Genomic DNA, 14,035 nt, shown 5'->3' on the forward strand with positions numbered 1-14,035 from the left:
TTTCTCAGGAGTTTCCGGGCGTGTCGGTGCCTGGTGAAGTCGGCGCGCCGGAGGACTCCTGAGAAAGGGACTCGGTCGACGTCAGAAGAGGCGGGAGTCGCTGTCGTCAAGGCCGCGCATCGCGTCGTAGTCGAGGACGACGCAGCGGATCCCGCGGTCCTGGGCGAGGGTGCGCGCCTGCGGCTTGATCTCCTGGGCGGCGAACACGCCCTGCACGGGAGCGAGGAGCGGGTCGCGGTTCATGAGTTCGAGGTAGCGGGTGAGCTGCTCGACGCCGTCGATGTCGCCGCGGCGCTTCAGCTCGACCGCGACGGACGCCCCGGTCGCGTCGGTGGCGAGGATGTCGACCGGGCCGATCGCGGTCATGTACTCGCGGCGGATGAGTCGGTAGCCGTCGCCGAGGAGTTCGATCTGCTCGGCGAGGAGCTTCTGCAGGTGCGCCTCGACGCCGTCCTTCTGGAGGCCCGGGTCGACGCCGAGTTCGTGCGCGCTGTCGTGGTGGACCTCGTGGATCGACACGATGAGGGCGTCGCCGGTCTTCTTGTGCGTGACCTTCCACAGCTCGGTGATCCCGGCCGCGGCCTGCGTCTCGTCGGGCTCGACCGTCGTGAGCACGCAGGGCGGGCTCATCCAGTTGAGCGGCTTGTAGGAGCCGCCGTCGGAGTGGACGAGCAGGCTGCCGTCGTTCTTCACCATGAGCAGCCGCTTGGCGAGCGGCAAGTGAGCCGACAACCGTCCGGCATAGTCGACCGAGCACTCCGCAATCACCAAACGCACGACGACGAGCCTACCGCGACACCGCAGCGCGTCCATTCGCCCATGTTCGGGCGACGGAACCGTGAATCGCCCGAACATGGGCGGACGAAAAGGGCTCAGCGCTTGCGGCGGCTGCTCTCGCGGGCGGCCGGCGACGCGAGGCCGGCGAACACGATGAGTACGAGCACGACGAACAGGGCGTTCAGCAGGCCGATGGCGTCGCCGAGGATGCCGATGAGCGGCGGACCGACGAGGAACGCGCAGTAGCCGATCATCGCGACGGCGCTCACCCGTGCCGCAGCGCGCTTGGAGTCGTCGGCCGCGGCGGACATGCCCACCGGGAACCCGAGCGAGGCGCCGAGTCCCCACAGCACGGTTCCGAGGACCATGAGGCCGGTGACCGGCGTGAGGATGAACAGGACGAGTCCGGCGATCGCCGCGGCGGCCGACACCTGCAGCACCGGCACCCGGCCGAAGCGGTCGATGAGCGGCCCGCCGACGATGCGACCGACGGTCATCGCGGTGACGAACACGCCGTAGACGAGCGCGCCGGTCGTGTTGCTCTGCTCATGGCCGTCGACCACGGCGAGTGCGAGCCAGTCGTTGGCGCTGCCCTCGGCGAACGCCATGCCGAGCATGATGACGCCGATGAGGATGAGGCGGCCGTCCGCCCAGACCGAGAGGCTCTCGCGGAGACGGTCCTGCCACGGCGCCTTCGGTGCGTCGTCGAGTTCGTCGGCGACGACCTGCTCGGCGGGGACGAAGCGCACGGCGACGACGGCGACGATCGCGATGACGACCGCCATGACGAGCGCGTGCCAGAAGACCTCGAGGCCGGCTGCGGACGCGAGTGCGCCGAGCCCTGCTCCGGCGACCGTGCCGAAGCTGAAGCACGCGTGCATCAGCGGCATCACCGTCTTGCCGAGCTCCTGCTCGGCCGCGGCGCCCTCGACGTTCATCATGACGTCGAGCGCGCCGTTCCCGAAGCCGAAGATGATGAGCCCGACGAGGACGATGCCCTCGAGTGGCACGAGGCTCGCGCCGACCCCGATGAGGAGCAAGCCGGTCGCGACGAGCCCGAGCGTGAGCTGCATGCCGTGTCGCGGGCCGAGACGCGCGAGGAGGTGCTGGGAGGCGACGAGGCCGAGGATCGATCCGATCGACATGCCGAGGATGAGCAGCCCGACGGCGCCGGTGGTCAGCTCGAGGTTGTCGCGGATGGCGGGGATGCGCGCCACCCACGTCGCGATGCTGAGGCCGCTCAGGGCGAAGATCACGAAGATCGCGTTGCGCCAGGCGAGGAGTTCGCGGCGTGGGCGTAGTGCGACGGGTGCGGTCTGCGGGTTGGTCGGCTCTGACACAGGGTCCTCGGGATCGGTGCTGGTGCGCCTGGGCGCTCGGTGGAGCGGGGTGGTGAGGCCCGTGCGTCTCGGTGGATCTGGCGGAAATCGAATCGATTCGATTCCGTCGACTAAGCTAGCAGATCGTGGACCAGGAATCACGCCCCTCGCGACCGACGCTCGCCGATGTCGCCGAGCGTGCGGGTGTGTCGCCGTCGACCGCCTCGCTGGCGTTCAGCGGCGCCGGACCCGTGTCCGAAGCGACCAAGCAGCGGGTGCTGCAGGCTGCGGCCGACCTCGACTACGCCGGCCCCGACCCGCGGGCCCGCTCCCTCCGCCAGGGACGCAGTGGCATCGTCGGAGCCGTCGTCGCCGGCCGCATAGGGCACTCCTTCCGCGACCCGGTGATGGTCCAGACCCTCGACGGACTCGCCGACGAACTCGGCGCGGTCGGCGCGGGACTGCTGCTCCTGAACGATGCGCAGGAGGGCACGCTGCAGTTGAGCAACGCACCGATGGACGGCGTCGTCCTCATCGGCTGCAGCCCGAACCTCGACAGCTCGGTCGCGATCCTCAGCCGACGGGGGATGCCGATCGTGTCGATCGAAGGACTCGCAGCCCTCGGCGTCCCCGACATCGCCGTCGACAACCGCGGTGGCGTGCGTGAGGAGGCGCGACACCTCGCCGACCGCGGCCACGAGCGGGTCGCCGTCGTCACCCTCAACCTCGACTCGACCGAACGCCGCGGCCCGCTCACGCCCGAGTGGGAGCGATCCGCCACGACGGTCCCGGCGATCGAACGCTTGCAGGGCCTCCGCGACGTCTTCCCCGACGCGCAGGGGTTCGTCACCACGGGGTCATCGCTCGAGGAGGGGCGGGTCGCCGGACACGCCATCCTCGACGTTCCGGCGGGTGAGCGCCCGACGGCGATCGCCGCACAGAGCGACCTCCTGGCCGCCGGCGTCATCCGCGCAGCCGAGGAGCTCGGCATCTCCGTTCCCGCGGAGCTCAGCGTCGTCGGGTTCGATGGCATCCGCGTCGAAGGGCTCGACTACGACCTCACGACGGTCTGGCAGCCCTCCCGGGAGAAGGGGTCGGCCGCCGGCCGGGCGATCGTCGCCATGCTCGACGGCCGCGATCCGGAGTGCGAGCAGTTCGCGGTCCGGTTCCACCCTGGCGCGACCACGGCACCGGCGCGCCGGGCCCGGTGATGCGACCGACCACCCTCTCGTCCATCGCCGACCTGGGGGAGCTGGCCGAGGCGCTCACGGGGTTGCGCGCGGCGGCCGGTGCGCCGTCGTTCGCCGAGCTGGCCCGGCGGGTCGGTGCCCTCCGGCTCAGACGAGGTTCCCGCGACGCCCCCGGCAAGGTGACGGTCTACGACTGCTTCCGCACCGACCGGCATCGGGTCGACGCCGAGCTCATCCACGACCTCGTCCTCGCCCTCGGAGCCTCAGCGTCAGCGGCCGCCGAGTGGCGCACCACTGCTGCGCGCCTGAACGGTGCGACGCTCGGGGGCCCGGTGTCCGCCTCCGTCCTGCCGGCAGCCGAGGGATCGACGTCCACCGGTGTGGAGCCCGCTGCCGCACCCGTCGTCGTCCTCACCGGGCTCCCCGGGGTCGGCAAGGCCGAGGTCGCGAGGCGGCTCGCCGAGGTCGAACGCCGCCGTACCCCCGGTGCGGTGGTGCTCCTCGTCCGGTTGCACGGATTCGAAGACGGGCAGCGTCCGGCGGAAGCGGACGAGGTCCTGCGCGAACTGGTGCGCGCCGTCGGAGGTCGGTCCGATCGTCGCCTCGACGCCGCAGCGCTGCGCGAGACGCTCCGAACAGCGGCGCGCGACCGCCGGATCGTCGTCCTGCTCGAGGACGCGTTCTCCGCAGCGCAACTCGCTCCACTCCTGATCGCCGACCACGCCCGGGGTCCCGCCGGGTGCGGTCTCCAGCTGATCGTGACCTCGCGAGCCCGGCTCGACGGCCTCGAGGCACTGGCGGCCGCGGAGGGACTCGCGGTGGACCGTCGGACCGTCCTGCCGCTCGAGACCGAGGAGACGGTCCGGCTGCTCTCGGCCGCGACCGCCTCGCGGCGTCCGACGTCCTCCTCTGCCGACGACGCGGCGGTCCGCCGGCTCGCGAAGGCGATCAGCGGGATCCGCCTCGACCTCGACCTCGTGCTGCGCTTCATCGAAGACCACCCGGACTGGTCGCTCGCCGATGTGGCCGAGCGCTTCGGCGACCGCCCGCGGCGCGACCACGCGGTGCCGCTCCTGGAACCCTCGGTCGCCGCCATCGGACCGGACGCCGCGACCCTGTTCCGGCGACTCGGCCTGCTCCGCGGCCCAGTACGGCTGGACGTCGTCGGGACACTGCTGGACGATGCCGGTGCGGATGCGCCGACCTCGGTGCGCCTGCTCCGTCGCCTGGCGGACATGCACCTGGCCACCGTCTCGGAGCGGACCGTCGAACTGCACCCGCTCGTCCACACCGCGGCCCACCGGCTCGCGCTCGAGCAGGAGCGCCCGTCGGTCCTCGTGGTGCTGGCCGAGCGGGTGTTGGAACGGTTCCGCGAGTTGGTCGGCTCCGTCCGCTTCGACGCGTCGCTCGCCGACGGGCTGGTGGCCGCCGCAGCGCTCGCAGTCGACCAGCGGGCGGGTGCCGCGCTCGCCGCGGTCGTCTTCCACGTGGTGGAGCCGGTGGGTGATGCCGGCTATTGGAGCCATGCGGCCGAACTCCTCCAACTCGCCGCGCCGTTCGTGCCGCGGGAACGACGAGGCACGACCGCGGAGCTCCTCGCCCGCGCCTTCGAGAAGCTCGGTCGGTACGACGACGCCCTCGACCACCTGCATCGGGCGAGCCGCCTCCTCACCGAGGAGCAGCCGGGTCGCACGATGAACGTGATCGCCAATGTGGAACGCCAACTGGGACGGATGGCGGAGGCCGAGCAGTCGTATCTCCGCGCCGCTCGGATCGCGGCCGCAGCCGGCAATCCGATCACGCGGGGGCGCGCGCTCGGCAACCTCGGCAATCTGGCGCGCATCACGAGCCGGTATCGCCGGTCGGAGCGGTTGTTCGATCTCGCCGAGGCGGTGAGCGCTCGAGCCGGGGATGACGTCAATCGGACGATCGTCGAGTCGAACCGTGTGCTCCTGCTCCAGGCGCAGGGGCGGTTCGACGAGGCGCTCCGGCGCTGCGCGACCCTACTCGAGCGCGGCGGTCCCGGCGTCAACCGCGGATACCTCTTCACCCAACGCGCCATGATCCTGCTGGATCTCGACCGTGTGGCCGAGGCGGAGGAGGCCCTGCTCGCGGCAGGGGCGGACGGCGGCGGTCCGACGACGTTCGACGAGGACGCCGAGATCGCCATCCAGCTCGCCCAGGTCGCCCGTCGACGCGGGGACCTCGTCGAGGCTGCGCGTCTGGCGGACACCGCCCTGGCCTCGGCCGAGCGCGTCGGCTACCCACTCCTCCGCTCCGACGCCTGCAGCACCCTCGGCGAGATCGCCGCCGACGCCGACGACGCCGGGACCGCCGAACGCTGGGCGCGAGGCTCGCTTGAGCTCGCCGAACTGCTCGGTGACCGGGTCGAGCAGGCGAGGGCGTTCGAGACGATCGGGAGGGCGGCGGCGATCCGCGGCGACCGAGCGGCGGCCGACGCCGCGTTCGCCGCCGCCGCCGACCTCCTCAGCGCAGTCGGCCACTGGCGAGCCACGGCCGTCCAGACGATGCGCGCGGACCTCGCCCGGGCCTGACTCCACCGCCACCAGGCGTGCGTGACCTCCGTTCGTCGACCCGCGCGAGTCGTTCGGGCTCGTTCGGGTGGCTGGCTCGGAGCCGCGGCGCTCCGGCACCATCGGTTCGGGCACGCCGTGGAGCATGCCGCCACCCCCAGACGACCGGACCGGGCGACGCGTGTCGCTCGGTCCGGGCCACGAGAAGGACGAACCACATGACGCACCGCACACGATCGATGAGCCGGCTCCCGCGCCTGGCCGGAGGAGGCGCTGCGCTCGTCTTCGCCGCGGCCCTCGCCGGCTGCTCCAGCGGTTCCGTCTCGGTCGGCGAGACGGCCACCGTGACCCTGCCCGCCAAGATCGCGGGGAACGACGATCAGGACTTCGCCGTCACGGTCGCCTCGCTCGACAAGGCACCCGCCGAGGTGACCGCGCAGATGGGTGGTGACGACGACGTCTACTTCGCCTCCATCGAGTTCGCGTACGAGGGGGACGCCACCGCCGAGGTGCTCGCGTTGCCCTGGAACAACGTCTTCGCCGAGCTGTCGGATGGGAGCTTCCTCGAGACGTCGTTCATCGGTCTCACGGAGTGCACCGGGACACCGGACGATCCGACGACGGCTGCGGAGGACCTCGTCGGCGGCGAGACGATCACGGTCTGTGTGCCGCTGTCCTCGACCGATGGCCTCGAGGTGACCGGCGTCTCCGTCGGCGGTTCCGACATGGGCGCTGGCGGAACGGTCTGGAAGCGATGAGCGGCGGGCAGCAGCCTGGCCAGCAGCCGGAGCAGGAACCGGTTCAGCCGAGCGAACCGGAGACCCCACCGCAATGGTCCGTCGAGGAGTGGGGGAGTTCACCGTTCGGGTGGTTCGTCGGTGCGGGGATCGGCGTGCTCGTCGCCGTGCTCTGCTTCACCCCGATCTGGGACGAGGTCGCCGGACGGAGCACCGGACGGCGAGCCGGTTTCGGTGCGCTGCTCGGCACGATCGGGCCGTTCGGCGTCGCCGCGATCGCGCTGGCCGTCGCCGTCGTGTTCGCGGTCGTCGGTGTCCGGAAGCGACGCGCCGGCGATCGCGGCTGATCGCCCGAGCCGGCGCCCGGCCGACGGTACGGACGGCATGCCCCGTAGGGTGGAGGAGACGCTCGAAGGAGACCCATGACCGACCAGCCCATCGCCACCGCAGCACTCGTCCAGCAGGAGGCGGCGTCGCTCGCCGTGTCGCTCGCACCGGTGTACCAGGATCTGCACGCCAATCCGGAGCTCTCCTTCGCGGAGCACCGGACGGCCGCCCTGGTCGCGGATCGCATCACCGGCCTCGGGTACGGGGTCGCGACGGGGATCGGCGGCACCGGTGTCGTCGGTGTCCTGGAGAACGGCGAAGGACCGACGGTCCTCCTGCGGGCCGACATGGACGGCCTGCCCGTCCTGGAGGAGACAGGCCTCGACTACGCGAGCGTCGCGCGCGGGGTCGATCCGGAGGGCAACGACGTCCCGGTCATGCACGCCTGCGGCCACGACGTCCACGTCACCTGTCTGCTGGGAGCCGCCGAACTGCTCGCCGCACGGCGCGACACCTGGTCCGGGACACTCGTCGTCCTGTTCCAGCCGGCTGAAGAGGCCGGCGGCGGTGCGCAGGCGATGGTCGACGACGACCTCTACGCACGCGTCCCGAAGCCCGACATCGTGTTCGGCCAGCACGTCGGTCCGCTGCCGGCCGGTGTCGTCGGCACGCACGCCGGTCCGTCGTTCGCCGCGACCGACGCCTACCGCGTCACCTTCCACGGCCGCGGCGGGCACGGATCCCGCCCGCAGTCGACGATCGACCCGATCGTGATGGCGGCGTCGGCGGTCGTCCGCCTCCAGAGCATCGTGTCCCGCGAGGTCGCCGGAACCGACACCGCGGTGCTCACCGTCGGCACGATGCACGCCGGCACCAAGAACAACATCATCCCCGACACCGCGCAGATCGGCGTCAACATCCGCAGCTACGAACCGCACGTGCGCGACCGCGTCGTCGGCTCCATGGAGCGCATCATCCGGGCCGAGGCCGCAGCATCGGGCGCCGAGCGGGAACCGGTGATCGAACACACCGAGGCCTTCCCGGTGCTCGTGAACGATCCCGCGGCGACCGGCGCGGTGACGGCGGTGTTCGCCGACGCGTTCGGTGCCAACCGCGTCGTCGACCCCGGTCTCGTCACGGGGAGTGAGGACGTCGGCATGCTCGCGACGGCCGCCGACGCTCCCATCGTCTACTGGATCCTCGGGGGTGCCGACCCACAGGCCTTCGCGGCGGCCTACGCCTCGGGGCGCATGGAACAAGACCTTCCCGGCAACCACTCCTCGAAGTTCGCTCCGCTCATCCACCCCACCCTCGACACCGGCATCGCAGCGCTCTCGCTCGCGGCACTGTCGCGTCTGGCCGGAACGGCGGCCACCGCATGATCGTCGTGACGACGGACACCGTCGCCGGACACCGCATCGACGCCGTCCTCGGCGAGGTCGTCGGGCTCACCGTGCGAGCTCGCGACTGGGGCTCCTCGATGTCGATCGGCTTCTCGGCGCTCGGCGGCGGCGAGGTCCCGGGGATGACCCAGCTGCTGTTCGAGTCCCGCCAGGAGGTCATGCGACGCCTGGTGGCCGACGCGGAACAGCGCGGCGCGAACGCGGTCCTCGCGATGCGTCTCGAGACCACCGACATCGGCGGTGCGTGGACGCAGCTGACCGCCTACGGCACCGCGGCGTACCTCGTCCCGATCCCCGCAGGCGAGCCTGGAGCGACCGGCCAGTCCGCCTACGCGGCGAAGCAGCCGGACGCCCCGAAACCACGCGGCGACGTCTGACGGTGGAGCGGAACGAGGGGCACGCCCCTCGTTCCGACCTGCGCTGACCTGACTCGACCTGACCCGCCCGATCACCGCGCCGACGCAGACGGAGGAGACCCATGACCGCTTGGATCGACGAACTCATCACCGAGGTGACCACGGCTGTGCGGGAGCGCAGTGACGAACGGGTGGCCGAGATGTTCGAGCGCTGCTTCGCCGACACCCTGCACAGCACGATGACGCCCATGCCGGACGGCACCGTGTTCATGCTCACCGGCGACATCCCCGCGATGTGGTTGCGCGACTCGAGCGCCCAACTCGCTCCCTATCTCCACTTCGCAGCCGACCACCCCGAGCTGGCCGAGCTGCTCGTCGCCGTCAACCGCCGGCAGCTGGATGCGATCGCACTCGACCCCTACGCGAACGCGTTCAACGCCGAGCCGAACGGGCACGGCCACCGCGACGACCGCACCGATGCGTCGCCCTGGGTGTGGGAACGCAAGTACGAGATCGACTCGCTCTGCTACCCGCTCCAGCTCGCACACGACATCTGGCTGGCGACGGGGCGCCGCGACCACCTGGATGCGCGGTACCGCTCCGCCGTCGTCGCGGCGATGGAGGTCTGGCGGGTCGAACAGCACCACGAGGAGCGCTCACCGTACCGGTTCCAGCGGTTCGACGCCCCGCTCTCCGACACCCTCGTCCGCGACGGACTCGGGCCGGAGACGGCGTGGACCGGGCTCTCGTGGTCGGGGTTCCGGCCGAGCGACGACGCAGGGCGGTACGGCTACAACGTTCCGGGCAACCTCTTCGCTGCGGTGACGCTCGCCGGGGTCGAATCGATCGCTGTCGATGTGCTCGACGACGCGGCACTCGCCGCGGAGGCCGGTGCGCTCCGACGCGAGCTCGAGACCGCGATCGACGCCCACGGTGTCGTGACGACCGATCAGTGCGGCGACGTCTACGCCTACGAGGTCGACGGGTTCGGCAACGCGCTCCTGATCGACGACGCAAACGTGCCGAGTCTGCTCTCGCTGCCGTTCCTCGGCTGGTGCGCGCCCGACGACGCCCGGTACCTCGCCACCCGACGGTTCCTGCTCAGCGAGGACGACCCGAGCTACTTCGTCGGGTCCGCCGCCCGTGGGATCGGGAGCCCACACACGCCCGACGACCACATCTGGCCGATCGCCCTGTCCATCGAGGGCCTCACCTCGCAGGACGAGCAGGATCGCGCCCGCCTGCTCGACACGCTGCTGCGGACCGACGCAGGCACCGGGGTCATGCACGAGTCGTTCCACAAGGACGACCCCGACACCTTCACCCGCCGCTGGTTCTCCTGGGCGAACGCGATGTTCTGCGAGTTCGTCCTCGACGTGGTGGGTCTGCGCACGCACGTGCGGCGTCCTGTGCCCCGAGGTGACTGAACGGACCCGCAGCCTCGTGCGCCGGCTCAGAGCAGCCGCAGCTCCTGTGCACGGGTGACGGCCCTGGTCCGGTCGGCCACCTCGAGCTTCTCGAAGACGTGCAGCAGGTGCGTCTTCACCGTCGACTCCGAGATGAAGAGTGCCGCCGCGATCGCCCGGTTGCTGTTGCCGGCGGCGACGAGCGCGAGGACCTCGAGCTCGCGAGCGCTGAGCTGGGGGCGGGTTGGTGTCCCGCCCTGCATGCGGCCCACGAGTGTCGCCGCGATCGTGGGCGCGAGCACCGTCTGACCGGCGACCACTGAACGGATGCCGGCCAGGATCTCCTGCTCGGGCGCCGCCTTCAACAGGTAGCCGCCGGCTCCGGCCTCGATCGCGCCGAGGATGTCGTCGTCGGTCTCGTAGGTCGTCAGCACGAGCACCCGGACGCCTGGCACGCGCTGCACGATGCGCGCTGTCGCCTCCGCACCGCCGAGGACCGGCATGCGCAGGTCCATGAGCACGAGGTCCGGCCGGTACTCCTCGGCAGCCGCGACCGCCGCAGCGCCGTCCGCCACCTCGGCGACGACCTCGAGGTCGTCCGCGCGCCCGAGCAGCGCGACGATGCCCGACCGAACGATGGGGTGGTCGTCCGCGACGACGATCCTGATCCGTGTCATCGTCCCTCCTCCACGGTCCTTGAGCTTGTCGAAGAGCCGTCGGCCGAGACACCGTCCGTGGTCCCTGAGCCTGTCGAAGGGCCCGCCTCGATCGTCACCGGCACTCGCACCCGCACGGTCGTCCCAGCTCCCGCGGCACTCGTGAGTTCCACCGTTCCGCCGAGCAGCGTCACCCGGTCGTGCATGCCGTGCAGCCCGAAGCCCGCGCCCGGACTGGTCCCGAGCAGCGCGCCGTCCGGGTCCGCGATCCCGACCCCGTCGTCGGAGATCCGCAGTTCGGCCCAGCCGTCGTCGACGGTGAGCACCAGCTCGACGCGGGCGGCGGCGGCGTGTTTCCGGATGTTCGCGAGACCCTCCTGCGCACTCCGGAGCAGCACGACCTCGGGCGCCCGCTGGAACCGTTCGGAGGGAGCGTCGACGTGGACGGCCATACCTGTCTCGCGGGCGAACCGCTCGCCCAAGCGGCGGAGGCTGTCACCGAGCGTCGTGTCGGCGGCCGGCATCGCCGCCGTCGTGGCCACGAGGGATCTCGCCTCGCGGAGGGCGTCGCGTGCCGTGCTCTCGATGAGGTCGATGCTGTCGAGGGCGGCGATCGGTCGACCGTCCAGCGGGGAGGCGTCCGGCGTGCCGGCGACGGTCTCGCCGACCTCGGAGCGGGCGCGTTGCGCGAGCAGCACCACACTCGTGAGGCTCTGCGCGATGGTGTCGTGGATGTCGCGAGCCATGCGTTCGCGTTCGGCGGCAGCCCCGGCCTCCCGGCTCGCCCGCTCCGATTCAGCCTGAGCGGTCTGCAGACTCACGAGGAGTCGCGCCTTCTCGTCGCCGAGCTCGGCGATCCGGGTGATCCACAGACCGAGGGACAGCGCGAAGACGAGCGAGACGCTCTGGATCGCGAGCCCCTGCAGGATCGCCTCCGGGGTGGCGCCTTGTCCGACGATGAAGCCGACGGCGAGGGTCGCGGCGCTCGCGATGTTGAGGACGATCGCGTTCCGCGTCTTCGGCGTCAGCACCCACAGCAGCGGGAACACGAGGCACTGGAGGGTCAGGACGTTCGGGGAGAACGCCGTCCCGACGGCGGTGAGGGCGATGAGGGTGATCGCGAACCAAAGCCCGCCCTGCGGACGCTCGAGGGTGCGTCGCCCGGCCGTGTAGTAGACGAGGCAGAGCGCCGCCAGCACGATCCAGACGCCGACGGCCCGCTCCGGTGCCCCGGCCGCGCTGACGCTCACGAGCGCACCGACGATCACGCACCCCGCGCCGAACGCGACATCCCACCACCGTCGTCCGTCCATGTCCCAACCCTCCCATCCCTACTCGCGAACTGTCACTTCCTGCCAGTTCCGGCGGCATACACCCACCGGAACTGACAGTTCGCGGGCTAGGAGCGGCGGACCCAGCGGAAGGTGAGGCGGGTGAGGACGAGGCCGACGATCGCCCAGACGACGAGGACGAGCGCGACCATCGGGAGGTCCCAGCCACCGGACGGCTCCTGCGAGGCGAACCCCTCCGGCAGGAAGACGGAGCGCATGCCCTGCGCGATCCACTTGAGCGGGAAGACACTCGCGACGCTCTGCAGCCACTCGGGGAGCATCGTGAACGAGAGGTAGACGCCGGAGATGAACTGCAGCACGAGCACGATCGGGATGATGACGGCCGTCGCGCTCTTGCCCGTGCGGGGGAGCGCCGACAGGGCGATACCGAGGACCGCCGACGTGGCGATGCCGAGCAGGTAGATCCAGGCGAAGGTGAGCCACCGCTCGGGCTCGGTCGGCAGGGTGACGTCGAACAGGAACCGCGCGACGAGGAGCAGCAGCGCGATCTGGAGCACCGAGGTGACGAGGACCTGCCCCATCTTCCCGAGGAAGTAGGAGATCACCGGGAGCGGGCTGCCGCCGAGGCGCTTGAGCGTGCCGTCGCTCTTCTCCGTCGCGATGTCGGTCGCGAGGTTCTGGACGCCCGAGAGGAGGATGCCCGCGGCGATCATGCCGGGGAGGTAGAAGGCGGCCTGGCTGACCCCGCCGGTGCCGTCGGGTGCCTCGCCCACGTTCCCCATCGCGCTGAACGCGGTCGAGAAGATCGCGAGCATTACGACGGGGAAGAGGAAGGTGAAGAACACCTGGTCGCCGGAGCGGAAGTAGATGCGCGTCTCGTAGCCGATCCGGCTCGCTCCGAGTCGGAGGGTGCGTCCGCGGGGGAGTGTCGGGACGAGCGTGTTGGTGGTGCGGTCGATGGTGGTCATGCGCCGACTCCTGTCGTGGTGACCTGCGTGGCCGGTGACGGTGCTTCGGATGGGGTGGCTGGTGCCGCAGCGGCGTCGGCCGCGTGGACGAGCCCGAGGTAGATGTCCTCGAGGCTCGGACGGATGACCTCCAGGTCGCGCGGCTCTCCGCCCAGTGTCGCCGTGAGATCGGCGACCCGTGCAGCCGGTGCCTCGGTCCGTTCCTCGTGGAGGCCGTGCTCGTCGCGCCAGCGCACCACGGGGATCCGGGCCTCGGCGCCGCCGATCTCGTCGACCGCGCCGATCTCCACGAGCCGACCCGCCGCGATGACGGCGACGCGGTCGGCGAGCTGGGCGGCTTCGTCGAGGTAGTGGGTGGTGAGGAGGATGGTCGTGCCGTCGCGTTTCAGCGAGCGGATGAGCTCCCAGAACTGCCGACGTGCCTCAGGGTCGAACCCGGTCGTCGGCTCGTCGAGGAAGAGGAGGGCCGGGCGGCCGACCACCCCGAGCGCGACGTCCACCCGACGACGCTGGCCGCCCGAGAGCTTGCCGATGCGCGTGCCCGCCTTGCTCGTGAGCCCGACCGCCTCGATGACCTCGTCCACATCCCGCGGGTCCGCGTAGTACCGGGCGAACTGTGTGAGCTGCTCCCGGACCGTGACGTTGGCGGCCTCGGCACTCGACTGGAGGACGATGCCGAGGCGGGCCTTCCAGTCGAGACCGGCCTTCGCCGGGTCGACACCGAGGACGCTCGCCTCGCCGCCCGTCCGGTGCCGGTAGCCCTCGAGGATCTCGATCGTGGTGCTCTTCCCGGCACCGTTCGGGCCGAGGAGGGCGAAGGTCTCGCCCGGGTGGATGTCGAAGGAGACCCCGTCGACGGCGGTGAAATCGCCGTACTGCTTGCGCAGCCCGCGGACCTCGATGATCGGTCGTGTGCTCATGGTGTCCATGCTCGTCCGCTGCGGCGCGCACCGGTAGCGGTGGAGGGGCTGATCCTCGTATCCACCGATCGGTTGATGCGCGAGCCGCCTGGCGCACGGGCGCGTCTGCTCGGTCGGTCGACGCGCACGAACGCCCACCCGCCCGACGAG

13 protein-coding genes are annotated in these 14,035 nt (G+C 71.2%); 7 read left to right on the forward strand and 6 right to left on the reverse strand.

Annotation, left to right across the window (positions count from 1 at the left end; all coding sequences use genetic code 11):
• Window positions 1-81: 81 nt before the first annotated feature.
• Together nucS and IFR14_RS01830 are read right to left on the reverse strand one after the other, a co-directional pair.
• Window positions 82-777, reverse strand: coding sequence for an endonuclease NucS (gene nucS / locus IFR14_RS01825; RefSeq protein ID WP_064294112.1), 696 nt, complete (start codon window positions 775-777; stop codon window positions 82-84).
• 95 nt (window positions 778-872) lie between these two features.
• Window positions 873-2,117: an MFS transporter gene (locus IFR14_RS01830; RefSeq protein ID WP_191940027.1), complete on the reverse strand. Its 1,245-nt coding sequence runs from the start codon at window positions 2,115-2,117 to the stop codon at window positions 873-875.
• 125 nt (window positions 2,118-2,242) lie between these two features.
• Here IFR14_RS01830 and IFR14_RS01835 point away from each other — a divergent pair, with 125 nt between their 5' ends.
• The 7 genes from IFR14_RS01835 (at window position 2,243) to IFR14_RS01865 (ending at window position 10,070) form a co-directional block, all read left to right on the forward strand.
• The gene (locus IFR14_RS01835; RefSeq protein ID WP_342365621.1) at window positions 2,243-3,307 is read left to right on the forward strand and encodes a LacI family DNA-binding transcriptional regulator; all 1,065 of its coding nucleotides are present in this window, start codon (window positions 2,243-2,245) and stop codon (window positions 3,305-3,307) included.
• The gene (locus IFR14_RS01840; protein WP_191940028.1) at window positions 3,307-5,841 is read left to right on the forward strand and encodes a hypothetical protein; all 2,535 of its coding nucleotides are present in this window, start codon (window positions 3,307-3,309) and stop codon (window positions 5,839-5,841) included. The genes IFR14_RS01835 and IFR14_RS01840 overlap by 1 nt, the downstream gene beginning before the upstream one ends.
• Window positions 5,842-6,038: 197 nt before the next feature.
• Window positions 6,039-6,578 (forward strand): hypothetical protein, encoded by a 540-nt coding sequence (locus IFR14_RS01845; protein ID WP_079704461.1) that lies wholly within the window; start codon window positions 6,039-6,041, stop codon window positions 6,576-6,578.
• On the forward strand, window positions 6,575-6,904 hold the full coding sequence (locus tag IFR14_RS01850) for a hypothetical protein (protein WP_124767948.1): 330 nt from the start codon (window positions 6,575-6,577) through the stop codon (window positions 6,902-6,904). The genes IFR14_RS01845 and IFR14_RS01850 overlap by 4 nt, the downstream gene beginning before the upstream one ends.
• A 75-nt stretch (window positions 6,905-6,979) precedes the next feature.
• The gene (locus tag IFR14_RS01855) at window positions 6,980-8,266 is read left to right on the forward strand and encodes an amidohydrolase (protein WP_079704463.1); all 1,287 of its coding nucleotides are present in this window, start codon (window positions 6,980-6,982) and stop codon (window positions 8,264-8,266) included.
• Entirely contained in the window at window positions 8,263-8,664 is a 402-nt protein-coding gene (locus IFR14_RS01860; protein WP_124767949.1) for a YbjQ family protein, read from the forward strand. The genes IFR14_RS01855 and IFR14_RS01860 overlap by 4 nt, the downstream gene beginning before the upstream one ends.
• 101 nt (window positions 8,665-8,765) lie before the next feature.
• The gene (locus tag IFR14_RS01865; protein ID WP_124767950.1) at window positions 8,766-10,070 is read left to right on the forward strand and encodes a glycoside hydrolase family 125 protein; all 1,305 of its coding nucleotides are present in this window, start codon (window positions 8,766-8,768) and stop codon (window positions 10,068-10,070) included.
• 26 nt (window positions 10,071-10,096) lie between these two features.
• Here IFR14_RS01865 and IFR14_RS01870 read toward each other — a convergent pair whose 3' ends face one another.
• The 4 genes from IFR14_RS01870 to IFR14_RS01885 form a co-directional block, all read right to left on the reverse strand.
• Window positions 10,097-10,726 carry a response regulator gene (locus IFR14_RS01870; RefSeq protein ID WP_191940029.1) on the reverse strand — a complete coding sequence of 210 codons (630 nt, stop codon included), beginning with the start codon at window positions 10,724-10,726 and terminating at the stop codon, window positions 10,097-10,099.
• Complete coding sequence (locus IFR14_RS01875; RefSeq protein WP_191940030.1) at window positions 10,723-12,018, reverse strand: sensor histidine kinase; 1,296 nt, start codon at window positions 12,016-12,018, stop codon at window positions 10,723-10,725. Before IFR14_RS01875 ends, IFR14_RS01870 begins: the two co-directional genes overlap by 4 nt.
• 86 nt (window positions 12,019-12,104) lie before the next feature.
• The gene (locus IFR14_RS01880; RefSeq protein ID WP_191940031.1) at window positions 12,105-12,965 is read right to left on the reverse strand and encodes an ABC transporter permease; all 861 of its coding nucleotides are present in this window, start codon (window positions 12,963-12,965) and stop codon (window positions 12,105-12,107) included.
• Window positions 12,962-13,885, reverse strand: coding sequence for an ABC transporter ATP-binding protein (locus tag IFR14_RS01885; RefSeq protein WP_191940032.1), 924 nt, complete (start codon window positions 13,883-13,885; stop codon window positions 12,962-12,964). The genes IFR14_RS01880 and IFR14_RS01885 overlap by 4 nt, the downstream gene beginning before the upstream one ends.
• Between the last annotated feature and the right edge of the window lie 150 nt (window positions 13,886-14,035).

The sequence above is a fragment of the Plantibacter sp. CFBP 8775 genome, from assembly GCF_014839505.1.
Taxonomy (GTDB): Bacteria; Actinomycetota; Actinomycetes; order Actinomycetales; family Microbacteriaceae; genus Plantibacter; species Plantibacter auratus.